Consider the following 21,570-nt stretch of genomic DNA (forward strand, 5'->3'; position numbering starts at 1 on the left):
ACCGACTCAGATGTCGAGGAACCGGACGTCCTTGGCGTTGCGCTGGATGAACTGGCGGCGCGCCTCGACGTCCTCCCCCATCAGAACCGAGAACAGGTCGTCGGCCTGGGCGGCGTCGTCGAGCGTGACCTGGCCGAGAACGCGGTGCTCCTGGTCCATGGTCGTGATGCGCAGTTCCTCGGCGTTCATCTCACCGAGACCCTTGAAGCGCTGGACCGAGTCCTCGCGGATGCGCTTGCCGTTCTGGCGGCCCAGCTCGATCAGTGCGTCGCGCTCGCGGTCCGAATACGCGTACTCGAAGTCGTCCCGGCCCCACTTGATCTTGTAGAGCGGAGGGCGTGACAGGAAGACGTGGCCTGCCTCGACCAGCGGCCGCATGAAGCGGAAGAGGAACGTCAGCAGCAGGGTGTTGATGTGCTGGCCGTCTACATCGGCGTCCGCCATCAGAATGATCTTGTGATAGCGGAGCCTTGCGATGTCGAAGTCCTCGTGGACTCCGGTACCGAAGGCCGAGATCAGCGCCTGGATCTCCTGGTTCTGCAGGATCTTGTCGATCCGCGCCTTCTCGACGTTGAGGATCTTGCCGCGGATCGGGAGGATCGCTTGGTACTCGGGGTTGCGGCCGGACTTGGCGGAGCCGCCGGCGGAGTCACCCTCGACGATGAAGATCTCGCACTTGGTGGGGTCGTTCGACTGGCAGTCGGAGAGCTTGCCCGGCAGGGACGCCGACTCCAGCAGGCCCTTGCGGCGCGTCAGGTCGCGCGCCTTGCGGGCCGCCACGCGCGCGGTAGCCGCCTGGATGCCCTTGCGGATGATGTCCGCCGCCTCGGTCGGGTTGCGGTCCAACCAGTCGTTGAGGTGCTCGTAGACGACCTTCTGGACGAAGGTCTTCACCTCGGTGTTGCCCAGCTTGGTCTTGGTCTGGCCCTCGAACTGGGGCTCGCTCAGCTTGACCGAGATGATCGCGGTCAGACCCTCGCGGATGTCGTCGCCCGTGAGGTTGTCGTCCTTCTCACGCAGCAGCTTCTTGTCGCGCGCGTACTTGTTGATCAGGTTCGTCAGCGCGGCACGGAAGCCCTCTTCGTGCGTACCGCCCTCATGTGTGTGGATGATGTTGGCGAAGGAGTACACACCCTCGCTGTAACCGCTGTTCCACTGCATGGCGAGTTCGAGGGAAAGGCTCTTGTCCTTGTCTTCCGCCTCGAGGTCGATCACGGTGGGATGCACCACGTCTCCCTTGCGGGAGTTGAGGTACTTCACGAAATCGACGATGCCGCCCTCGTAGTGATACGAGACGCTCTTGACCTCGTGCTTCTCGTCCTCGCCCGCCTCGTCCGCCCCGGCCGTGGCCTTCGCCGACTCGCGCTCGTCGGTGAGGTTGATCCTCAGCCCCTTGTTGAGGAACGCCATCTCCTGGAAACGCCGAGAGAGCGTCTCGAAGGAGTACTCGGTGGTCTCGAAGATGTCCGGGTCGGCCCAGAAGGTGACCGTGGTGCCGTGCTCGTCCGTGGCCTCGTGCTTGGCAAGCGGGGCCGTCGGGACCCCCAACTTGTAGTCCTGAGTCCAGCGATAGCCGTCGGTCTTGATCTCGACGGAGACCTTGCTCGACAGGGCGTTCACGACGGAGACACCCACGCCGTGCAGACCGCCGGAGACCGCGTAGCCGCCGCCGCCGAACTTTCCGCCCGCGTGCAGGACCGTCAGCACGACTTCGACGGCCGGCTTGCCCTCGGAGGGGACGATGCCGACTGGGATGCCACGACCATTGTCGACAACCCGCACGCCGCCGTCGGCGAGGATCGTGACGTCGATGGTGTCCGCGTGGCCGGCCAGCGCCTCGTCGACGGAGTTGTCGACGACCTCTTGCACCAGGTGGTGCAGTCCGCGCTCACCGGTCGAGCCGATGTACATGCCGGGTCGCTTGCGGACCGCGTCCAGACCCTCGAGGACGGTGATGGCACTGGCGTCGTACAACGAGGCTGTGACCTCGCCGTTCGCGCCGGCGTCGGTGGACGGGATGTTCTCGTTGGGGTTGCCGGAATCGGCCACGAAGCGCCCTTTCTGGCACAGCACAGGACAAGCTCTCAGCGGATGGCCGGAGCGGCTGCGGCGTGTTGCGTTGGTAAGCCTTAGTCAGCGTTGCTCGGTGAGTCCCACAAGTGGGGCGGGATTAGCCTCCAGTCTACCGGTAGCGCCGACAGTGATGGGCGTTTGCCGGTACCTGAGTCCGCATCTGCCGCCCTGAACCGGACTCGGCCGACTCCCCATACGTCGACTGGGAGTCCAAGAGGCTCACAGCGGCACTCAGCGCTTCGGGATGCCAACCCCGCGCTACGAACGGCATACCGCCCGGTCTGGCTCACTCGTAGGTGTCGCCGGGACCCTTGCTGCCGGGCGCGCGCAGGGGTCCGAAGCGGCGGGCGGGGCCCCCGGGACCGTGCACCTTGATCAGCCGCACCGTGCCATGGCCGAGGTCCTCGTTCAGGCGGGCCACCAGTTGCGGGGCACGCAGTCTGATCTCGGTGGCCCACGCCGTGGAGTCGCAGCGGACCGTCAGCTCTTGCGCTTCCTCGTCGTACCGCTCCGGCCGGCAGTGCAGGGCAATTACTTCGCCGACGATCTCCGGCCATCGGCCCATGACCCCGCCCACAGCGGCCGGAGTCTCCCAGCCGCGCTCGGTGATCAGCCGGTTGATGGCGGAGCCGAGCGCCATCGGATCGCGGCCGTCGGCGCGCGCACCGGAGCGCAGGCCACCGCGCCGCGCCTGCTTCTTCTGCTGCGCCGCGTCTCCACGCGCGCGTGCCTGCTCTTTCGCCGCGCGCAGGGCCACGCGCGCGAGGTCGACGCCGGACGGCTCGGGAGGCTTGGGGCTCTGCTCCGGTTCCGGTGTGTTTTTGCTCATACGCGCTCCACCGTGCCCTCCGCCACCACGTACCGAGTCCCCGTCAGTACGGCCGGTACGTCGTCGTCGACCGCCGCCGTCACCAGGACCTGCTCACCCGGCGCGACCAGTTCGGCGAGACGTTCGCGGCGCCGGGTGTCGAGCTCGGCGAACACGTCGTCGAGGACCAGCACCGGCTCGTTGCCCTCGGCCCGCAGCAGGTCGTACGAGGCCAGGCGCAGCGCCAGCGCGTACGACCAGGACTCGCCGTGTGACGCATATCCCTTCGCGGGCATCTGGCCAAGTTTGAGCAGCAGCTCGTCCCTGTGCGGGCCGACCAGGGTGACGCCCCGCTCGATCTCCTGCTTGCGGGCGTCCGCGAGGGCCGCCATCAGCTGCTCGTGCAGCTCCTCGCGCGCGTGGCCGACGAGTTCGGGCGAGGAGGGCTTGTACTCCAGGGCAACGGGGCCGCCGCCGGGCGCCAGCTGCTCGTACGCCTTGTCGGCCAGCGGCTGGAGCGCGGCGATCAGATCGAGCCGCTGCGCGAGCAGTTCGGCGCCCACGCGCGCGAGGTGCTGATCCCACACGTCGAGCGTGGACAGGTCCATGGAACGACCACCGTGGCGGCGGGCGAGTGCGGCCGACTTGAGGAGCGTGTTCCGCTGCCTGAGTACGCGGTCGTAGTCGGAGCGCACGCCCGCCATGCGCGGGGCGCGTGCGGTGATCAGCTCGTCCAGGAAGCGCCGGCGCTCGCCCGGATCGCCCTTGACGAGCGCGAGATCCTCGGGGGCGAACAGCACGGTTCGTACGATGCCGAGTACGTCACGGGGTCTGACCTGCGACGACCTGTTGATACGGGCGCGGTTCGCCTTGCCGGGGTTCAGCTCCAGCTCGACGAGCTGCTGGCGCTCCCCCTGCCGTACCTGCGCCCGGATGATCGCGCGATCCGCCCCCACCCGTACAAGAGGCGCATCGGAGGAGACGCGATGGCTTCCGAGAGTCGCCAGATAACCGACCGCCTCGACGAGGTTCGTCTTGCCCTGCCCGTTGGGGCCCACGAACGCCGTGACCCCCGGATCGAGCGCGACATCGACCCGGGCATACGAGCGGAAGTCAGCCAGCGCCAGATGCGTGACGTGCATGGTCGTTCGCCGACCTCCCCAACGTGATGCTTCCGGTTGCCCCCAGCCTGTCCCCTGCTTGTGGACAACCGGGCCATCCCAGGTATGGAGAACCCAGGAGGTGGACTACTTCTTCTCGACCGCGTGGCCGCCAAACTGGTTCCGCAGCGCCGCGATCATCTTCATCTGCGGCGAATCGTCCTGCCTGGAGGCGAAGCGCGCGAAAAGCGACGCGGTGATCGCCGGCAGCGGAACCGCGTTGTCGATCGCGGCTTCCACAGTCCAGCGGCCCTCTCCGGAATCCTGTGCATAACCCTTGAGCTGCTCCAGGTGCTCGTCCTCGTCGAGAGCGTTGACCGCCAGGTCGAGCAGCCAGGAGCGGATGACGGTGCCCTCCTGCCAGGAGCGGAAGACCTCGCGTACGTCGGTGACGGAGTCGACGGCCTCCAGGAGCTCCCAGCCCTCGGCGTAGGCCTGCATCATCGCGTACTCGATGCCGTTGTGGACCATCTTCGCGAAGTGCCCGGCGCCGACCTTGCCCGCGTGCACGGCGCCCGCGTCACCCTCCGGCTTGAGCGCGTCGAAGACCGGCCGCACCTTGGCTATGTTCTCGGCATCGCCGCCGTACATCAGCGCATAGCCGTTCTCCAGGCCCCAGACGCCGCCTGAGACACCGCAGTCGACGAAACCGATGCCGCTGGCCGCCAGCTCCTCGGCGTGCCTCTCGTCGTCGGTCCAGCGCGAATTGCCGCCGTCCACAACGACGTCGCCGGGCTCCAGGAGATCAGCGAGTTCGTCGATGGTGGACTGGGTCGCCGCCCCGGCCGGGACCATCACCCACACCACGCGTGGAGCGTCGAGCTTGCCCACAAGCTCCTCGAGGCTGTGGACATCGGCGAGGTCCGGATTGCGGTCGTATCCGAAGACGGTGTGGCCTGCGCGGCGTATGCGCTCGCGCATATTGCCGCCCATCTTGCCGAGACCGACGAGACCGAGCTCCATCAAGCTGTTCCTTCACTGACGACGTGACGTGAGGGGCACTTTCGTACCTGCGTCCGAGCCTAAACCCGGACGCTCCCGCACATCTGTGGGCATAGCCGCTCAGACGTACGCCCTCACCTGCGGACTCTCGTCAGCCGCTCAGCCGCACCGGCATGATCAGGTACTTGTACGCCTCGTCCGCCTCCGCGTCCACGGCTGGCTTGCCGCTGAGGAGCGCCGGCTTGGTGGACGTCGTGAAGGAGAGCTGGGCCACCGGGGAGTCGATGGCGCTGAGTCCGTCGAGCAGGAACGTCGGATTGAAGGCGATCGAGACGTCGTCACCCTCCAGCTGGGCATCCACCCTTTCCACAGCCTGTGCGTCGTCACTGGAGCCCGCCTCCAGGATCAGCACACCCTGCTCAAAGCTGAGCCGCACCGGGGTATTGCGCTCGGCGACCAGGGCCACACGCTTGACGGCCTCCACGAAGGGGGCGGTCTCGATGACGGCCACGGAGTTGAACTCCGTCGGGAACAGCGTGCGGTACTTCGGGAGGTCGCCCTCCAGCAGGCGCGTGGTCGTACGCCGTCCCGCGCCTTCGAAGCCGATCAGCCCCTCGCCCGCGCCCGAACCGGACAGCGCGAGGATCACGCTGTCGCCGCTCGTGAGGGCCTTGGCGGTGTCCAGGAGCGTCTTGGCGGGCACCAGGGCGACCGCGGACGCCTCCGGGTTCTCCGGCTTCCACAGGAACTCACGGACCGCGAAGCGGTAACGGTCGGTGGACGCAAGCGTGACCGTGTCGCCCTCGATCTCGATGCGTACGCCGGTGAGGACGGGCAGCGTGTCGTCGCGGCCGGCGGCGATGGCCACCTGAGCGGCGGCGGAGGCGAAGACCTCACCGGGGACCGTGCCCGTGGCCGACGGCATCTGCGGCAGCGCCGGATACTCCTCCACAGGCAGGGTGTGGAGCGTGAAGCGCGAGGATCCGCAGACCACCGTCGCCCGTACACCGTCTGTGGAAATCTCCACCGGCCGGTTGGGCAGGGCACGGCAGATGTCGGCGAGCAGGCGGCCGGAGACCAGCACCGTGCCTTCCTCGTCGACCTCGGCGTCCACGGAGACGCGTGCCGAGACCTCGTAGTCGAAGCTGGACAGGCTCAGTGCGCCTTCCTCGGCCTTCAGCAGAAGGCCGGCGAGCACAGGCGCCGGCGGTCGTGCCGGGAGGCTGCGTGCCGCCCAGGCCACTGCCTCCGCGAGTACGTCGCGTTCCACCCGGATCTTCACCGTTGCCGCCTCCGTCTGTTGCCGGCGCTCTCGCCCTGCTTCGCGTTCGTCGTCTGACTTGGTGTCGCTCGGTCCGCTCAGGGGAAGGACACCGGGAACCAGTCTGACGCACAGCACTGACAGTCGGTGCCCCTCGGGGTCAAGTCGTTCCGAGCGGCACCTGAGGCGCCGAGCGCGAGTTGTGCACAGCCCCGTCTTCGAAACGAATTCCCAGCTCTCTCTAGTTGGGAGTAGTAGTAGGGGCTGTGGATACCGTGGATAACCTCGTATGCGCAGGTCAGCGCCGGTTTTTTGTCCACTGGTCCTGTGGGTGGAGGCGGTGGACAACTCGGGTGTTCTGTGGACGGGGAAAAGTTCTGCACACCCGATGCACAGGATCGGGGTAGTTCTCCCCAGCGGCGTCCCCAGGTTTGCCCAGGTTCCCCACAGCCCCACCGGACACCTTGGTGTGACGCCTTTCACTCCGGGCGGTGAAAGTGCACGTCACGTTGCCGAACAGTGGACAGCGATGTGGAGAAGTCGGAGATCGCTGGGGACAACTGGCCTCAGCCTGTGGGCCACCAGTGGACAACGTTCCGCACAGCCTGTGGATCTTCTCGCCGTCCACAGACTGTGGAGATCGTCTGTCCACGAATCCACAGTCGGCTGACCTGGCGTGATCCGCTTTTGGCAGCGCACCCTGTGGACACAGTCTGGACAACTTCCGGGTCCCCAGGGTGTGGACGCGAGAAAGTCCCGGAATCTGTGGAGCATGGCCGTAACGCGGCGCGTATTCGAACAGCGGGTGCTCCCAGGGTGACCGCGGTTCGATGCGGAACACGGTCCACAACGGCGGAGGACGACCGCAGAGGGCATGCCAGAAGCGGGCAGGAGCCGTACGAGATCAGCGAAAGGCGCCCTCGGGGAGTGTCCCGGGGCGCCTTCGGCGACGTATGGAAGGAGCTGTCAGCCGTTCTTGATGCGGTTCGTGAGCTCGGTGACCTGGTTGTAGATGGAGCGCCGCTCGGCCATCAGGGCGCGGATCTTGCGGTCGGCGTGCATGACGGTCGTGTGGTCGCGGTTGCCGAACTGCGCGCCGATCTTCGGGAGCGACAGGTCGGTGAGTTCCCGGCACAGGTACATGGCGATCTGGCGGGCCGTCACCAGAACACGGCTGCGCGAGGCTCCGCACAGGTCCTCCACGGTGTGCCCGAAGTAGTCGGCGGTCGCAGCCATGATGGCCGTCGCCGTGATCTCCGGGGCTGCGTTCTCGCCGCCCGGGATCAGGTCCTTGAGGACGATCTCCGTGAGGCCGAGGTCCACCGGCTGCCGGTTGAGCGAGGCGAACGCCGTGACGCGGATCAGCGCGCCTTCCAGCTCGCGGATGTTCCGTGAGATCCGCGAGGCGATGAACTCCAGGACCTCCGGTGGGGCGTTGAGCTGCTCCTGCACCGCCTTCTTACGAAGGATGGCGATGCGCGTCTCCAGCTCGGGCGGCTGGACGTCGGTGATCAGCCCCCACTCGAAACGGTTCCTCAGCCGGTCCTCCAGAGTGACCAGCTGCTTGGGCGGCCGGTCCGAGGACAGCACGATCTGCTTGTTGGCGTTGTGGAGCGTGTTGAAGGTGTGGAAGAACTCCTCCTGAGTCGACTCCTTGTCCGCGAGGAACTGGATGTCGTCGACAAGGAGGATGTCCATCTCTCGGTAGCGCTTGCGGAAGCTGTCGCCCTTGCCGTCGCGGATCGAGTTGATGAACTCGTTGGTGAACTCCTCGGAGCTCACGTACCGCACGCGCGTGCCCGGATAGAGGCTGCGGGCGTAGTGGCCGATCGCGTGCAGCAGGTGCGTTTTGCCGAGTCCCGACTCCCCGTAGATGAAGAGGGGGTTGTACGCCTTGGCAGGTGCCTCGGCGACGGCGACCGCGGCGGCGTGCGCGAAGCGGTTCGAGGCTCCGATGACGAAGGTGTCGAAGAGGTACTTCGGGTTGAGGCGTGCAGTGGGCTCGCCCGGACCTGTGGCGGGTGCCGGCTGCGCGGCCAGCGGGCCTGGGGCGCCGCTGGGGGCGGGCAGGGCCGAGCCGACGGGGCCGCCGCGGTGGACGTGGCCGCTGCCGGATGGCAAAGGCTGTTCGGGCAGTTCGCGGCGGTCCGGGCGCTGGTCGTAGTCGGAGCGTGGCTGCTCGTAGTCGGACCGCTGCTGTTCGTAGCGCTGGCGCTCCAGGGACTGCGGCCGGTAGTCCTGCGGAGGCGTCGCGTACGGGTCACGCTCCGGGAAGCCGAGTCGCTGCTGCTGCCAGCCGTAGTCGTCGCCCTGCGAGGGCCGCGGCCAGCTGCCCTGCTCTGGGCGCGGCTGGTAGTCGGGATACGCAGGGCGGGCGGTGGGGAGCTGGTCGGGGCGGGCGGTGGGGAGCTGGTCTGCGCGGGCGGTGGGGAGCTGGTCGGGGCGGCTCTGGGGGTGGTCGTGGTTGCGGTCGTGCGGTCGGTCGTCCGCGCGGTGGCGGCCGTATCCCTCGTATTCGTCGCGCCCCTCGTATCCGTCCCTCCCGTCCCGTCCCTCGTATCCGTCTCTGCCGCTCTGCGAGGGGAGTTCGGTCTCCTCGTAGCGCGGCCGGCGCTGGGCGGGGGGCGTCGGCGGGGGCTCGCCGGCGGAGTCGTCGACGGTGATCGCGATACGGATGGGACGGCCGCACTCGCGGCTCAGCGTGTCACTGACAATCGGCGCCAGGCGCCCCTCGAGCACACCCTTCGCGAATTCGTTCGGTACGGCGAGCAGCGCGGTGTCCGCGACCAGGGCCAGCGGTTGGCAGCGCTTGATCCAGTGCTCGTCCTTCACCTCGACGCCCTGCCCTCGTCCTTCACCGAGGAGTTGCTCCAGTACGCGTGGCCACACTGCGGCAAGATCGGCAGGTACGTCAGCCACAGGGCACGCTCTCTCACGGGTCCCTCGAACGGGTGGTTCGCGGGACGGATCGGTATGTCACTCGGGTGGGCGGGTGGAACGAGGCAGTTCGGGCGGGGCGAACGATTCAGACGGGTCAAGGAGAAGGGAACGAATCGAAGTCCCGTCACGGTAGTCAGGGCGACCGCTGCGGTTCAAGTTGTTGTCCCCAGCCTGTGGATAGTGTCTCCTGCCGCCGCTGGTTTGACCGGATGGCGTAGCCGCGCGTACCGTTGCCAGGTCGAGTTGTCGATGGCTGCTGCCGCCTGCCTCCGATGGGCATAGATCACGTACGAGTGATCGGGAAGCGGTGCACTCGGGCGTAAGCGAGCTACTCGTGGGCGCACGGTGACAGCCATGACGGCACCCCGCAACTACCGATTCTTTCTGGAGCCCCCGAGTGAGCAAGCGCACCTTCCAGCCGAACAACCGTCGTCGCGCCAAGACCCACGGCTTCCGGCTGCGTATGCGCACCCGTGCCGGCCGCGCGATTCTCGCGACCCGTCGTGGCAAGGGTCGCGCCCGCCTGTCCGCCTGATTTCGCAGCACAGGTCATGACGTGCTGCCTACCGAGAATCGGCTGAGGCGGCGCGAGGACTTCGCGACCGCGGTACGCCGGGGACGCCGGGCCGGACGCCCGCTTCTCGTCGTCCACCTGCGTAGTGGTGCAATGGACCCGCACGCGCCTGGGGAGAGCGCTCCCCCGTCGCGTGCGGGTTTCGTTGTCAGCAAGGCGGTGGGCGGCGCTGTCGTACGCAACAAGGTGAAGCGCAGACTTCGTCATCTGATGCGCGATCGAATGGCCCTGCTGCCCCCCGGTAGCCTGGTAGTCGTACGAGCGCTGCCCGGTACGGGTGACGCCGACCATGCACAGCTGGCCCAAGACCTGGATGCCGCTCTGCGGCGGCTACTGGGAGGGGGCGCGCGATGAAGTACCCACTGCTGGCTCTCATCAAGCTGTACCAGTGGACCATCAGCCCGCTGCTCGGGCCGGTGTGCAAGTACTACCCGTCGTGCTCTCACTACGGGTACCAGGCCATCGACCGCCACGGTGCGATCAAGGGAACGGCACTCACTGCCTGGCGGATCCTGCGGTGCAATCCGTGGTCGCTGGGCGGTGTGGACCATGTCCCGCCGCGCAAGCGTCCGCGGTGGCACGAAATGCTGCGTAACACCTGGCGCGCACGCAAGGGCGGGAACTCCGCCGCCGAACCGGCCATTGGAGGGCACGGTATGTCCGACCAGCCCTCGAGCCCGGCCGCCGAGACCCCGTCGCATGCTCAAGGAGCCTGATTAGTGGACACGATTGCCAGTATTTTCAGCTTTATCACGACGCCCGTTTCCTGGGTCATCGTCCAGTTCCACTCGGTGTACGGCGCTCTCTTCGGCCCGGACACGGGCTGGGCCTGGGGCCTTTCCATCGTGTCCCTGGTGATCCTGATCCGAATCTGCCTGATCCCGCTCTTCGTGAAGCAGATCAAGGCGACCCGGGCCATGCAGACGCTCCAGCCCGAGATGAAGAAGATCCAGGAGCGTTACAAGAACGACAAGCAGCGTCAGTCCGAAGAGATGATGAAGCTGTACAAGGAGACGGGCACCAACCCGCTCTCCTCGTGCCTTCCCATCCTGGCGCAGTCCCCGTTCTTCTTTGCCCTGTACCACGTGCTCAACAGCATCGCGTCGAACGACACCGTCGGTGTGATCAACGAGCGGCTGCTGGAGAGCGCGCAGAAGGCACACATCGTCGGTGCCCCGCTGGCAGCGAAGTTCACGGACAGCTCCAGCAAGGTCGAGGCGCTCGGTGCTTCGCTGACGGACGTCCGTGTCGTCACCGCGGTCATGATCGTGCTGATGTCGGCGTCGCAGTTCTACACGCAGCGCCAGCTGATGACGAAGAACGTCGACACCACGGTGAAGACGCCGTTCATGCAGCAGCAGAAGATGCTGATGTACGTCTTCCCCGTCATGTTCGCCGTCTTCGGCATCAACTTCCCCGTCGGTGTCCTCGTCTACTGGCTGACCACCAACGTGTGGACGATGGGCCAGCAGATGTACGTGATCCACAACAACCCGACCCCGGGCAGCAAGGCCCAGTCCTCCTACCTGGACCGTCTGTACAAGCGCGTCACGCACCACGGCGGGACCCGCGGCCGCGGTGAACGCGCCATCGTGAAGGCCATCGTCGCCAAGGGCCGTGACCGCAACGAGTACGAGCGCAAGTTCATCAACGGTCTGACCAAGGCGGGCCTTGCGGCTCAGGCCGACGGCACGGTGGTGAAGAGCGAGGTCACGACCGTCGCCGAGACCGAGGACGGTGCCCCGGCGACCAGCACCCCCAAGCGCCAGCAGCCCAAGCGGCAGAGCAAGTCCCGGCGTCAGTCGGGCGGCACGCAGGGCGGCGCCAGTGGCGCCAAGACGACGGGTGACTCCGAGGAGAAGACCTCCTTGAGCAAGTCCGACGGGCCACAGGATGCCAAGCCGGCGGGCGGCAAGTCGGCCTCAGGCGGCAAGCCTGCTTCGGGTGGCAAGTCTGCCTCGGGTGGCGCACGCAGCAAGGCCCAGTCCGGACGCAAGGGTCCGCAGCGGCCCAAGTCCCCCTCCAAGAAGTAAGAAGGAGCCCATCCCGTGACGGAAGGCACCACCTCCGCCGCCACCGAGGGTGGCGACACCCTGACCCGCCTTGAGCAGGAGGGTGAGATCGCGGCGGACTACCTCGAGGGTCTGCTGGACATCGCCGACCTCGACGGTGACATCGACATGGATGTCGAGGCCGATCGCGCCGCTGTCTCGATCATCAGCGACACGGGCAGCCGTGATCTACAGAAGCTGGTCGGCCGTGACGGCGAGGTGCTCGAGGCTCTTCAGGAGCTCACGCGGCTGGCCGTTCACCGGGAGACCGGAGACCGTAGCCGTCTGATGCTGGACATCGCGGGCTACCGCGCCAGGAAGCGCGAGGAGCTGTCCGAGCTGGGCGCCAAGGCCGCCGCCGAGGTCAGGAGCTCCGGAGAGGCCGTGAAGCTGAAGCCGATGACGCCCTTCGAGCGCAAGGTCGTGCACGACGCGGTCAAGGCCGCGGGCCTGCGCAGCGAGTCCGAGGGCGAGGAGCCGCAGCGCTTCGTCGTCGTGCTTCCCGCCTGAATCGGTACGTACGTTCCTCCGGCCCCGTCTGTTGCGCAGGCGGGGCCGGACTTTGTCAGCCTGATAGTGCCTGTTGGTTCCTTGTGGCCCTGGTGATCAGCGCCCAGTGCGCTTGTGCGGTACGGAAGGACGGTTCCCCGTGACGGAGGCAGCGGAGCTCCCCCCTGCGCCTGCGCAGGCCCGGGCGGTATTCGGCGATCGCTTCGCAGACGCGGTTCGGTACGCGGAACTGCTGGCGGACGCAGGAGTGCGGCGTGGTCTCATTGGTCCCCGCGAAGTGCCTCGCCTGTGGGAGCGGCACCTGCTGAACTGCGCGGTTCTCTCGGAAGTCGTGCCCGAGGGTGTGACCGTGTGCGACGTCGGCTCCGGTGCCGGGCTGCCCGGCATCCCACTGGCCCTCGTCCGACCGGACCTGAAGATCACGCTGCTTGAACCGCTGTTGCGGCGTACGACCTTCCTCACCGAGGTCGTCGAGCTGCTCGGCCTCGACCATGTCACTGTGGTCCGCGGCCGCGCTGAGGAGGTCCTGGGCAAGCTGCCTCCGGTCCATGTCGTGACGGCACGGGCCGTCGCGCCTCTGGACCGCCTCGCAGCATGGGGCGTGCCGCTACTGCGTCCCTACGGAGAGATGCTTCTGCTCAAGGGCGACACCGCGGAGGAAGAAGTCAAGGGCGCCGGGGCCGCGCTGAGTAAGCTCGGTGCCGTGGAGACCTCCGTGCTCCATGTTGGCGAGGGTGTGGTGAGTCCGCTCTCCACCGTGGTTCGGGTCGAGGTCGGGGAGAGCCCCGGAGGGGTGCGCTTCGCGGCCAAGCGTGCCAAAGCTGCACGGATCGGACGGGCACGTCGTCGTCGCTGAACCGTCCTGACGGTGAGACGTACTCCACACAAGCTGCCATGACTACGCATGTCGGAGTGTCGTGCGGGCGCCGTCGCAGGCGCTGTGCATCGTGTTTCACGTGAAACGTCGCTCACCCCTGCATGGCATCATCAGTCGGGGCCGCGCTGCGGCCGAACCGCGCGACCGCAATCCCCTCGGATCCCTCAGAGGAAAACCCTCTGCGGGCAACAACACGTCCCCCGGGGAGGGCACAGAGTTGTCCACAGAGGTGGATTTCTCCACAGAAGAACGGGCCTCGCTGGTTCACGACCCCGAAGACATGGGAGGCTCTGTTCATTGCGAGCCTGAAGTCGAGGAGAGTGAATCCTTGCGGTCCGACGCCAACATCGCGGGACCGATGACCGATCCGGTCCCCGGTCCCCGTACCGAGTCGATGGGGGACGATGTTTCACGTGAAACACCGCCCCCGATGGACGACACTCCCATCGGTCGTGCTGCCCAACTGGCGGTGGAGGCTCTAGGCCGCGCCGGCGAGGGCCTGCCACGGCCTGAGCAGACCCGTGTGATGGTTGTCGCCAATCAGAAGGGCGGGGTGGGCAAGACCACGACGACGGTCAACCTTGCCGCTTCGCTTGCCCTGCACGGAGGGCGAGTCCTGGTGATCGACCTCGACCCTCAGGGCAATGCGTCCACTGCGCTGGGCATCGACCATCACGCCGAAGTTCCGTCCGTCTACGACGTCTTGGTCGAGAGTAAGCCGCTCTCCGAGGTCGTCCAGCCGGTCCCCGATGTCGAGGGTCTCTTCTGCGCACCTGCCACGATCGATCTCGCCGGTGCGGAGATCGAGCTGGTCTCTCTGGTGGCACGGGAGAGTCGGCTGCAACGAGCGATCCAGGCGTACGAGCAGCCGCTGGACTACATCCTCATCGACTGTCCGCCGTCGCTGGGCCTGCTGACGGTCAACGCACTGGTCGCCGGTGCGGAGGTCCTGATCCCGATTCAGTGCGAGTATTACGCGCTGGAGGGTCTGGGCCAGCTGTTGCGGAACGTCGACTTGGTGCGAGGGCATCTCAACCCCACGCTGCATGTCTCGACGATCCTGCTCACGATGTACGACGGCCGGACGAGACTGGCGTCCCAGGTCGCGGACGAGGTGCGCAGCCACTTCGGCGAGGAGGTGCTGCGGACGAGCATTCCGCGCTCGGTCCGCATCTCCGAGGCGCCGAGCTATGGGCAGACAGTGCTGACCTACGACCCGGGGTCGAGTGGCGCCCTCTCCTATCTTGAGGCGGCACGGGAAATCGCGTTGCGAGGCGTCGGCGTGACGTATGACGCGCAGCATGCCCATTTGGGCGCACAAAATGATCAGAGCATGGTGGAGGGGATCCAGTGAGCGAGCGACGGAGGGGGTTGGGCCGTGGTCTCGGCGCACTGATCCCGGCGGCCCCGGCAGGGGAGAAGACGGCACCTCCGGCGGCGGGCGGGGCGTCGACCTCGCCAGCCGCGGTGCCCGTACTCACCGCGGAGCGCGGAGTGGCGGCGGCGAAGGTCGCCGCGCTTCCGCCGGGCAATGTTTCACATGAAACCGCGGAGCCATCGGCGAACGGTGTCGCGGAAGTGCCGGCGGCTCCCGTCGGGGCGCACTTCGCCGAGCTGCCCCTCGACTCCATTTCGCCGAACCCGCGCCAGCCCCGTGAGGTGTTCGACGAGGACGCTCTCGCTGAACTTGTCACCTCCATCAAGGAGGTCGGGCTTCTCCAGCCCGTCGTCGTACGACAGTTGGGCCCGGCTCGCTACGAGCTGATCATGGGCGAACGGCGCTGGCGGGCTTGCCGTGAGGCAGGGCTCGAGGCCATCCCGGCGATTGTGCGGGCCACGGAGGACGAGAAGCTTCTCCTGGACGCGCTTCTGGAGAACCTGCACCGCGCTCAGCTGAACCCACTGGAAGAGGCAGCCGCCTACGACCAGTTGCTGAAGGACTTCAACTGCACGCACGACCAGTTGGCGGACCGGATCGGCCGGTCCCGTCCGCAGGTCTCCAACACCTTGCGTCTCCTGAAGCTCTCGCCCGCGGTCCAGCGCCGTGTCGCCGCCGGGGTGCTCTCCGCAGGCCATGCTCGGGCCCTTCTCTCTGTCGATGACTCGGAGGAGCAGGACCGTCTGGCGCACCGCATCGTGGCCGAAGGGCTCTCGGTGCGGGCCGTCGAGGAGATCGTCACCCTCATGGGGTCGCGGCCGCAGTCCGCTCCGCGCTCCAAGGGGCCGCGGGCCGGCACGCGGGTCTCTCCGGCGCTGACCGACCTCGCCACGCGCCTCTCGGACCGCTTCGAGACCCGCGTGAAGGTCGACCTCGGCCAGAAGAAGGGAAAGATCACCGTTGAGTTCGCCTCAATAGATGATCTGGAACGAATCCTCGGCTCGCTGGCCCCGGGTGAGGGGCCGGTCCTCCAGAAGAGCCTCTTGGACGACGACTCTGGGGATTCTGAGGGGTCTGAAGCCTGAGCCTCAAGGGGTGGGCACGATCCGATCGGCCGATCATGAGAGCGGGCCGTGTCCGGTGTGTACCGGAACACGGCCCACTCTTTGCTTTCTGGCGGTATCGATGGAATCGCGGATACGATGCAATCGGGTATGGCGCATCCACCTGGCAGCACCTTCTGTGGGGAGGCGGGGGCCATGCGGGCGATGAACCGCACCGGACTGGTGAGCGCGGGCCTGGGGCTTGGCGCGGTCGGCGGGTTCGTCGGCAGCCTGCTCAGGGAAAGGAGCGCTCTGACAGCCGCTCGTGATGCCGCGGGCGAAGGAAGCGAGGAACTGCCTTCATGGGGCGTCGGCTCGTACCGCTCACGCTGGACAACCTCCAGGATCTTCCCAAGCGCTGCCGCACGTGTGTCTTCTGGGAGTTGGACCCAGTCAGCGGTCAGGCCGCGGTAAAGGCGGGCACACCCGAGCTGGAGAAGGAAGCGTGGATCTCCGCCGTCCTGCTGGAATGGGGATCTTGCGGCCGGGTCGTCTACGTGGACGAGGTGCCGGTGGGCTTTGTGCTCTACGCGCCGCCCGCGTATGTGCCGCGATCCACGGCGTTTCCCACGAGTCCGGTCTCCCCTGACGCGGTGCAACTGATGACGGCCTTCATCGTGCCGGGCTATCAGGGACAGGGAGTCGGACGTGTGATGGTCCAGACGGTCGCCAAGGATCTACTGCGGCGGGGCTTCAAGGCGATCGAGGCCTTCGGAGACGCCCGGTGGAAGGAACCGGCTTGTGTCCTGCCCGCCGACCATCTGACGGCGGTGGGCTTCAAGACGGTACGGCCCCATCCGACGTACCCGAGATTGCGGCTGGAGCTGCGGACAACGCTCTCCTGGAAGGAAGACGTGGAGTTGGCGCTCGACCGGCTCTTGGGGGCGGTGCAGAAGGAGCCTGCTCTGCGGCCGCTCTAAACGCTCATGCGAATGGGCCAACCCTTTCGGGTTGGCCCATTCGTGTTTCACGTGAAACAACGCCGCGTCTGTGCAACGGGCATAGCCGATTACTCGGTGATGAAGTCCTCGAGGTCGCGAACGATCGCAGCCTTCGGCTTGGCACCGACGATGGTCTTGGCTACTTCGCCGTCCTGATAGACGTTCAGGGTCGGGATGGACATGACGCCGTACTTGGCGGCCGTACCCGGGTTCTCGTCGATGTTGAGCTTGACGACCTCGATCTTGTCGCCGTATTCGGCGGCGATCGCCTCGAGGGACGGTGCGATCTGACGGCACGGACCGCACCAGGCGGCCCAGAAGTCCACCAGGACGGGCTTGTCGCTCTTGAGGACGTCCTGCTCGAAGGAGTCGTCGGTCACATGCTTCAGGGTGCCGGCCACTGCGGGCTCCTTAACTGGTTGGTGCGGTGAGGTGATTGGAGGTCAGACGGTGGTTTTCTCGGGCTCGGCCACGGCCTCGCCGTCCGCGAGGGCGGCGAGGAAGCGCTCGGCGTCGAGGGCGGCGGAGCAGCCGGTGCCGGCCGCGGTGATCGCCTGGCGGTAGGTGTGGTCCACCACGTCACCGGAGGCGAATACACCCTGGATGTTCGTCCGGGTCGAGGGCGCGTCGACCTTGAGGTAGCCCTCGTCGTCCAAGTCGAGCTGGCTCTTGAACAGCTCCGTGCGCGGGTCGTGGCCGATCGCGATGAAGAGGCCCGTCACCGGCAGTTCGGAGAGCTCCCCCGTCTTCACATTGCGCAGCTTCAGGCCGGAGAGCTTCTGGTCACCTTGGATCTCGGCGACCTCGCTGTCCCAGACGAACTTGATCTTCGAGTCGGCGAACGCGCGCTCCTGCATCGCCTTCGAGGCGCGCAGAGTGTCACGGCGGTGGACGACCGTCACCGACCTGGCGAACCGGGAGAGGAAGGTGGCCTCCTCCATCGCCGTGTCGCCGCCGCCGATCACGGCGATGTCCTGGTCCTTGAAGAAGAAGCCGTCACAGGTCGCGCACCATGAGACGCCTCGTCCGGAGAGCGCGTCCTCGTTGGGCAGACCCAGCTTGCGGTGCTGGGAACCCGTGGCGATGATCACGGCCCTGGCCTGGTGCACCGTGCCCGCGGTGTCCGTGACCGTCTTGATCTCACCGCTGAGGTCGACAGCGACGACGTCGTCGGGAACGAGCTCGGCGCCGAATCGCTCGGCCTGGGCCCGCATGTTGTCCATGAGCTCGGGGCCCATGATGCCGTCCTGGAAGCCGGGGAAGTTCTCCACCTCGGTGGTGGTCATCAGCGCGCCACCTGCGGTGACGGCGCCCTCGAACACCAGCGGCTTGAGCGATGCGCGCGCGGTGTAGAGCGCCGCCGTATAGCCGGCGGGCCCGGAGCCGATGATGATCACGTTACGGACGTCGCTCACGGCTTGATTCCTCGTCTCTGAAGACTGCTTCGTACGACCGGTGGGAGCCTGTCTCAGACTTCTCACCCCACCCAACGGATCCTACGGGGCGTGCATTCCCGACTGTGTCCGGTGTGTCCGGGCACACGGCGACGCGTGACCGCACGGCGACAGCACGGATGCCATGGACCGGAGTGGAGGTCGCTCAGCGTCGATCGTAGGACTGCCGCAGCAGCACCTTGCCGGCCGAGTCCGGAGACTCGGCCACGCAGGCGGAGTCGACGACATAGGCGGTGACCCGGGTGGCGTTGGAGGCGTCAGGCAGCACCACGAGATAGGCCTTTGCGTCTTTGTAGGTGCCTGTCTTGTAGGCGAGAGCGGCTTCGTTACGACCGATGCCCTGCTGGATGCACGGGGGCACCGTGACTTTGGGTTCCTTCAGAGTGCTCGGCTCGTCGGGGTCGGACGCCGAGCCCCAGGGTGACTGGTCGTTGCCACCGCCGCTGTCTTTGCCTTCGCTCGCGGCGAGGAGATCCGCGACCTGGCTTTCCAGCTTCCCCTCGGTGAAGGTGTTCGCGGAGTGGACGCGATCCTGCTCTGGAGTGGTGCCCGGAGTGTCGTCGCCCATCGACTGAAGAAGCAGGCCGCCCAGCCCGAGCGCTGCAGCCGTGAACATGGCGCCGAGGACGACGGTGCCGCGACGGCCCCGGCGCGTGCGCTTCGTACGACCCGGTCCGGTGGCGGCGCGAGGGCGTCCTGCGGGGCGGTCGGCCGCGGGCGATGTTTCACGTGAAACACGCGCGCCGTCACTCTCGCCTGCCAGGAGAGGGGAGGCACCCACGGGCTCCTGGGCGTCCGCGGCACCGGCGTCCGGCTCCGTGGCATTCAGCAGGGCCTCCGCGGCGAGAGCGGCATCGATGCGCTCCGCGACGTCGCCAGGCATACGCGAGGGGCGAGGCAGCGTGCCGAGCATGCCGCGGATCTCTTCCAGCGATGCGTACACGTCGGCACAGAGCGCGCAGTCGTCGAGGTGCCGACGCACATCTGCTGTACGGGAGGGCGGGAGCAGACCTTCGGTGAGGTCGGAGATCTCCGTGACTTCCGGGTGCTCGGCCGTGTCGGTCGATGTCACGCTCGCCCACCTCCGCCCTTCACAGCAGTTGGATCGCTTGGCCCTGCATCGTGTACTCCCGCTGCGGGTGGGACGGAAGTCCCCTGCGTGCGGTTCCGTCCCTCGCCCGACTTCTTGCTGTCCTCGCCACTTCTGGCGTCCGTACGCAGGTGCCTGAGCAGGGGGAGGAGTCTGGCTCTGCCTCGTGCGCAACGGCTCTTGACCGTGCCGGTCGGCACGTCGAGCACGCGGGCGGCCTCCGCCACGGGGTAGCCCTGCATGTCCACCAGGACGAGGGCGGCCCGCTGATCGGACGGCAGGGTGCCGAGGGCTTCGAGGAGCTCGCGGTGCAGATCGTTGCGCTCGGCCGGCGCGGACGCCGACTCGTGCGGCTCCAGGAGTTGCTCAAGACGTTCCGTGTCGTCGACGGGAGATGTCTTCCGCGAGGCCGCCTTGCGTGCGCGGTCGAGGCAGGCGTTCACCGTGATGCGGTGCAGCCACGTCGTGACGGCCGACTGGCCGCGGAAGGTGTGGGCGGCGCGGTAGGCGGAGACAAGAGCGTCCTGGACCGCGTCGGCGGCCTCCTCGCGGTCCCCCAGAGTCCGCAGAGCCACTGCCCAGAGCCGGTCGCGGTGGCGCCGCACAAGCTCACCGAAGGCTTCTTGGTCGCCCTCCACATGGCGGGCAAGGAGATCCTGATCGCTCACTTCTGTGAGCGAAGACTCATCTCGCACTCTGCCCCTCCCCTCGGGGCAACCTTACGGGACTTCTCCGCCAGAACGCGATGGGTGGAGGCGGCCAGGAGAACTACGACCCACAGAGTTCCGGGCACTCGGGCTCCGAAGGAAACGTGACTCAAGTCACCGCGCGGTATGAGGTGATGGGAACGGATGATCCATTTATCCTGTTGATCACTCCCGTGCCGTGAAAGTAATATCCATGTCGACTTTTCGGCCACTGAAGGGGGAAGCATGAAATTCTTCAAGAGGGCTGCGGCAGTCGGCGCCACGGTTGCCCTGCTGACGCTCTCCGGCGTTTCGCAGGCGGGAGCGACCACGTACACCGGGAAGGACTGCAGCGGCGCCTACCCGTGCCTCAGGTTCTATTACAACTCGAATTTCAAGGGATCTGAAGCCAACTTTGTCGGGTACGGAAAGATTAATAACCTGGCCGGCTACGAGTTCGCCACGAGCGGTAACGGCAAGGGGCTTTCAGTCAAGAACAACGCTGCGTCTGCCTTCTTCATCGCGAAGACCACAGACGAAACCGCGGCGATCTATTACAGCAGCAACCAGGGCGGCCCCTGCGACGAGCTGTGGGCTCAGGGCTCCAAGCAGGCTCAGGCCAACAAGCTGAACAAGACCTACAACAACAATGCTTCCCTCAAGATATTTGACGGAAGCCAGGCGGCAGGTATCTGCTACCAATTCTGAGAGTTCATCGGGTGCCGGGCGCAAAGGCGATGCGTCCGGCACTTTTTCTTTGAGTCAAGGGGGATCGGATGATCAGCGTGGGAAGAAGGACGCACATTACTGCACTGGCCTGTGCTGCACTTGTGTATATCACCGGTTGCAGTGGTCAGGACGGACAGGAGTCTTCCGGAGGTCCCGATGCACCGTCTCCCAGCGCCTCGGCCACTAACCTCCGACCTTCACCCCTGGAAAGTTACCTGAAACTTCCCATAGAGGCCTACTCGTTCAGTGCTGACCAGTTGTACGTCATCTCCAAGGCCGAGCGGAAGCTGGCCGACTCCTGTATGCGAAAGTACGGCCTCAGGTACAAGGCAGCGGCTTCGGACAGTCCTGCGAAGTACATTCCGGGAACCAACCGCAGGTATGGAGTCATGAACGCAGATGTTGTGGCGACATACGGGTACCACTTCCCTGAGACAACCGCTGCTGCGAGCGAACTCGAACTTACGGAGCAAGAGGTCCTCGCGTTGAACGGGAAACCGGGAACTTCGTTGGAACTGAACGGGGTCGAAGTTCCCGAGGGCGGTTGCCTGGGACAAGCCAAGAAGAACCTCCGCGGCAAGTACGCTTATGAGGAAGGGGTCGAGGTGGCGCAGTCGATCGCTTTGGGCAGCTTCGAGAAGTCACTGACCGCGCCCAGCGTGGGAAAAGCGACAAAAGAGTGGTCGCAGTGCATGAAGAAGAGGGGTTTCTCGTACAGTACGCCGCTGCGAGCATTGGCTGCGGAAGAGAACTCCGGTGAAGAGATTACAAAGCGCGAAATATCGGCTGCGACGGCAGATGTCGATTGCAAGACCCAGACTCACTTGGTGAGGATCTGGAGTAGGCAGGAGGCCGAGATGCAAAAGAGTATGATTAAAGAAAGTCGAAAGGAACTGGACCGTCTGTCAGAAGCGCATGAGAAGCTCCTCACGGAAGCGCGCTCCGTCGGCGGTTGACGACCTACGCTCTCGCCCTGCTCCGCCCAACACGCAC

Annotated in this window: 21 protein-coding genes; 11 read left to right on the forward strand and 10 right to left on the reverse strand. The window is 66.4% G+C overall.

What is annotated here, in order from left to right; translation table 11 throughout:
• Positions 1–6: 6 nt before the first annotated feature.
• The 6 genes from gyrB to dnaA all read right to left on the reverse strand — a co-directional run bounded on the left by gyrB (position 7) and on the right by dnaA (position 9,163).
• Positions 7–2,049: a DNA topoisomerase (ATP-hydrolyzing) subunit B gene (gene gyrB / locus ACFYO0_RS14725; protein WP_388674887.1), complete on the reverse strand. Its 2,043-nt coding sequence runs from the start codon at positions 2,047–2,049 to the stop codon at positions 7–9.
• A gap of 310 nt (positions 2,050–2,359) precedes the next feature.
• Complete coding sequence (locus ACFYO0_RS14730) at positions 2,360–2,902, reverse strand: DUF721 domain-containing protein (RefSeq protein ID WP_388674890.1); 543 nt, start codon at positions 2,900–2,902, stop codon at positions 2,360–2,362.
• Entirely contained in the window at positions 2,899–4,023 is a 1,125-nt protein-coding gene (gene recF, locus ACFYO0_RS14735) for a DNA replication/repair protein RecF (RefSeq protein WP_388674893.1), read from the reverse strand. Before recF ends, ACFYO0_RS14730 begins: the two co-directional genes overlap by 4 nt.
• Before the next feature lie 105 nt (positions 4,024–4,128).
• The gene (gene gnd, locus ACFYO0_RS14740; RefSeq protein WP_388674897.1) at positions 4,129–5,004 is read right to left on the reverse strand and encodes a phosphogluconate dehydrogenase (NAD(+)-dependent, decarboxylating); all 876 of its coding nucleotides are present in this window, start codon (positions 5,002–5,004) and stop codon (positions 4,129–4,131) included.
• 130 nt (positions 5,005–5,134) lie between these two features.
• Complete coding sequence (gene dnaN / locus ACFYO0_RS14745) at positions 5,135–6,265, reverse strand: DNA polymerase III subunit beta (protein WP_386340050.1); 1,131 nt, start codon at positions 6,263–6,265, stop codon at positions 5,135–5,137.
• A 945-nt stretch (positions 6,266–7,210) separates the two neighbouring features.
• Positions 7,211–9,163 (reverse strand): chromosomal replication initiator protein DnaA, encoded by a 1,953-nt coding sequence (gene dnaA, locus ACFYO0_RS14750; protein WP_388674899.1) that lies wholly within the window; start codon positions 9,161–9,163, stop codon positions 7,211–7,213.
• A gap of 418 nt (positions 9,164–9,581) precedes the next feature.
• On the opposite strand from dnaA, the gene rpmH reads away from it, so the two are divergent.
• The 9 genes from rpmH (at position 9,582) to ACFYO0_RS14795 (ending at position 16,597) form a co-directional block, all read left to right on the forward strand.
• Positions 9,582–9,719 carry a 50S ribosomal protein L34 gene (gene rpmH, locus ACFYO0_RS14755; RefSeq protein WP_030354375.1) on the forward strand — a complete coding sequence of 46 codons (138 nt, stop codon included), beginning with the start codon at positions 9,582–9,584 and terminating at the stop codon, positions 9,717–9,719.
• Between the two features lie 21 nt (positions 9,720–9,740).
• Positions 9,741–10,112: a ribonuclease P protein component gene (gene rnpA, locus ACFYO0_RS14760; RefSeq protein ID WP_388674902.1), complete on the forward strand. Its 372-nt coding sequence runs from the start codon at positions 9,741–9,743 to the stop codon at positions 10,110–10,112.
• Positions 10,109–10,474 (forward strand): membrane protein insertion efficiency factor YidD, encoded by a 366-nt coding sequence (yidD, locus tag ACFYO0_RS14765; protein ID WP_033321307.1) that lies wholly within the window; start codon positions 10,109–10,111, stop codon positions 10,472–10,474. Before rnpA ends, yidD begins: the two co-directional genes overlap by 4 nt.
• A gap of 3 nt (positions 10,475–10,477) precedes the next feature.
• The gene (gene yidC, locus ACFYO0_RS14770) at positions 10,478–11,791 is read left to right on the forward strand and encodes a membrane protein insertase YidC (protein ID WP_388674905.1); all 1,314 of its coding nucleotides are present in this window, start codon (positions 10,478–10,480) and stop codon (positions 11,789–11,791) included.
• A 15-nt stretch (positions 11,792–11,806) separates the two neighbouring features.
• Positions 11,807–12,319: a R3H domain-containing nucleic acid-binding protein gene (locus ACFYO0_RS14775; protein ID WP_344394543.1), complete on the forward strand. Its 513-nt coding sequence runs from the start codon at positions 11,807–11,809 to the stop codon at positions 12,317–12,319.
• 139 nt (positions 12,320–12,458) lie between these two features.
• Positions 12,459–13,175 carry a 16S rRNA (guanine(527)-N(7))-methyltransferase RsmG gene (rsmG, locus tag ACFYO0_RS14780; protein WP_388674909.1) on the forward strand — a complete coding sequence of 239 codons (717 nt, stop codon included), beginning with the start codon at positions 12,459–12,461 and terminating at the stop codon, positions 13,173–13,175.
• Positions 13,176–13,476: 301 nt separating this feature from the next.
• Positions 13,477–14,550 carry a ParA family protein gene (locus ACFYO0_RS14785; RefSeq protein ID WP_388675463.1) on the forward strand — a complete coding sequence of 358 codons (1,074 nt, stop codon included), beginning with the start codon at positions 13,477–13,479 and terminating at the stop codon, positions 14,548–14,550.
• Positions 14,547–15,659, forward strand: coding sequence for a ParB/RepB/Spo0J family partition protein (locus ACFYO0_RS14790; protein WP_388674912.1), 1,113 nt, complete (start codon positions 14,547–14,549; stop codon positions 15,657–15,659). The genes ACFYO0_RS14785 and ACFYO0_RS14790 overlap by 4 nt, the downstream gene beginning before the upstream one ends.
• Before the next feature lie 320 nt (positions 15,660–15,979).
• Positions 15,980–16,597 carry a GNAT family N-acetyltransferase gene (locus ACFYO0_RS14795; RefSeq protein WP_388674914.1) on the forward strand — a complete coding sequence of 206 codons (618 nt, stop codon included), beginning with the start codon at positions 15,980–15,982 and terminating at the stop codon, positions 16,595–16,597.
• Between the two features lie 89 nt (positions 16,598–16,686).
• On the opposite strand, the gene trxA is transcribed toward ACFYO0_RS14795, so the two are convergent.
• From trxA to sigM, 4 genes are all read right to left on the reverse strand, one after another.
• Entirely contained in the window at positions 16,687–17,019 is a 333-nt protein-coding gene (gene trxA, locus ACFYO0_RS14800; protein ID WP_386340070.1) for a thioredoxin, read from the reverse strand.
• Positions 17,020–17,061: 42 nt separating this feature from the next.
• Positions 17,062–18,033 carry a thioredoxin-disulfide reductase gene (gene trxB / locus ACFYO0_RS14805; RefSeq protein WP_388674916.1) on the reverse strand — a complete coding sequence of 324 codons (972 nt, stop codon included), beginning with the start codon at positions 18,031–18,033 and terminating at the stop codon, positions 17,062–17,064.
• 184 nt (positions 18,034–18,217) lie between these two features.
• On the reverse strand, positions 18,218–19,144 hold the full coding sequence (locus ACFYO0_RS14810) for an anti-sigma factor family protein (protein ID WP_388674919.1): 927 nt from the start codon (positions 19,142–19,144) through the stop codon (positions 18,218–18,220).
• The gene (sigM, locus tag ACFYO0_RS14815) at positions 19,141–19,857 is read right to left on the reverse strand and encodes an RNA polymerase sigma factor SigM (protein ID WP_388674921.1); all 717 of its coding nucleotides are present in this window, start codon (positions 19,855–19,857) and stop codon (positions 19,141–19,143) included. Before sigM ends, ACFYO0_RS14810 begins: the two co-directional genes overlap by 4 nt.
• Before the next feature lie 237 nt (positions 19,858–20,094).
• On the opposite strand from sigM, the gene ACFYO0_RS14820 reads away from it, so the two are divergent.
• Positions 20,095–20,556, forward strand: a complete 462-nt coding sequence (locus tag ACFYO0_RS14820; RefSeq protein WP_388674923.1) for a hypothetical protein — start codon at positions 20,095–20,097, stop codon at positions 20,554–20,556.
• Positions 20,557–20,624: 68 nt separating this feature from the next.
• Positions 20,625–21,533, forward strand: a complete 909-nt coding sequence (locus tag ACFYO0_RS14825; RefSeq protein ID WP_388674925.1) for a hypothetical protein — start codon at positions 20,625–20,627, stop codon at positions 21,531–21,533.
• The last annotated feature ends 37 nt before the right edge of the window (positions 21,534–21,570 follow it).

Source organism: Streptomyces sp. NPDC006365 (assembly GCF_042870755.1).
Lineage (GTDB): Bacteria > Actinomycetota > Actinomycetes > Streptomycetales > Streptomycetaceae > Streptomyces > Streptomyces xiangluensis.

Coding starts and splice junctions, on each gene's coding strand:
- ACFYO0_RS14730 (WP_388674890.1), bottom strand. CDS start 2,902: ATGAGCAAAAACACACCGGAACCGGAGCAGAGCCCCAAGCCTCCCGAG.
- recF (WP_388674893.1), bottom strand. CDS start 4,023: ATGCACGTCACGCATCTGGCGCTGGCTGACTTCCGCTCGTATGCCCGG.
- gnd (WP_388674897.1), bottom strand. CDS start 5,004: ATGGAGCTCGGTCTCGTCGGTCTCGGCAAGATGGGCGGCAATATGCGC.
- yidD (WP_033321307.1), top strand. CDS start 10,109: ATGAAGTACCCACTGCTGGCTCTCATCAAGCTGTACCAGTGGACCATC.
- ACFYO0_RS14785 (WP_388675463.1), top strand. CDS start 13,477: ATGGGAGGCTCTGTTCATTGCGAGCCTGAAGTCGAGGAGAGTGAATCC.
- ACFYO0_RS14795 (WP_388674914.1), top strand. CDS start 15,980: ATGGGGCGTCGGCTCGTACCGCTCACGCTGGACAACCTCCAGGATCTT.
- ACFYO0_RS14820 (WP_388674923.1), top strand. CDS start 20,095: ATGAAATTCTTCAAGAGGGCTGCGGCAGTCGGCGCCACGGTTGCCCTG.
- ACFYO0_RS14825 (WP_388674925.1), top strand. CDS start 20,625: ATGATCAGCGTGGGAAGAAGGACGCACATTACTGCACTGGCCTGTGCT.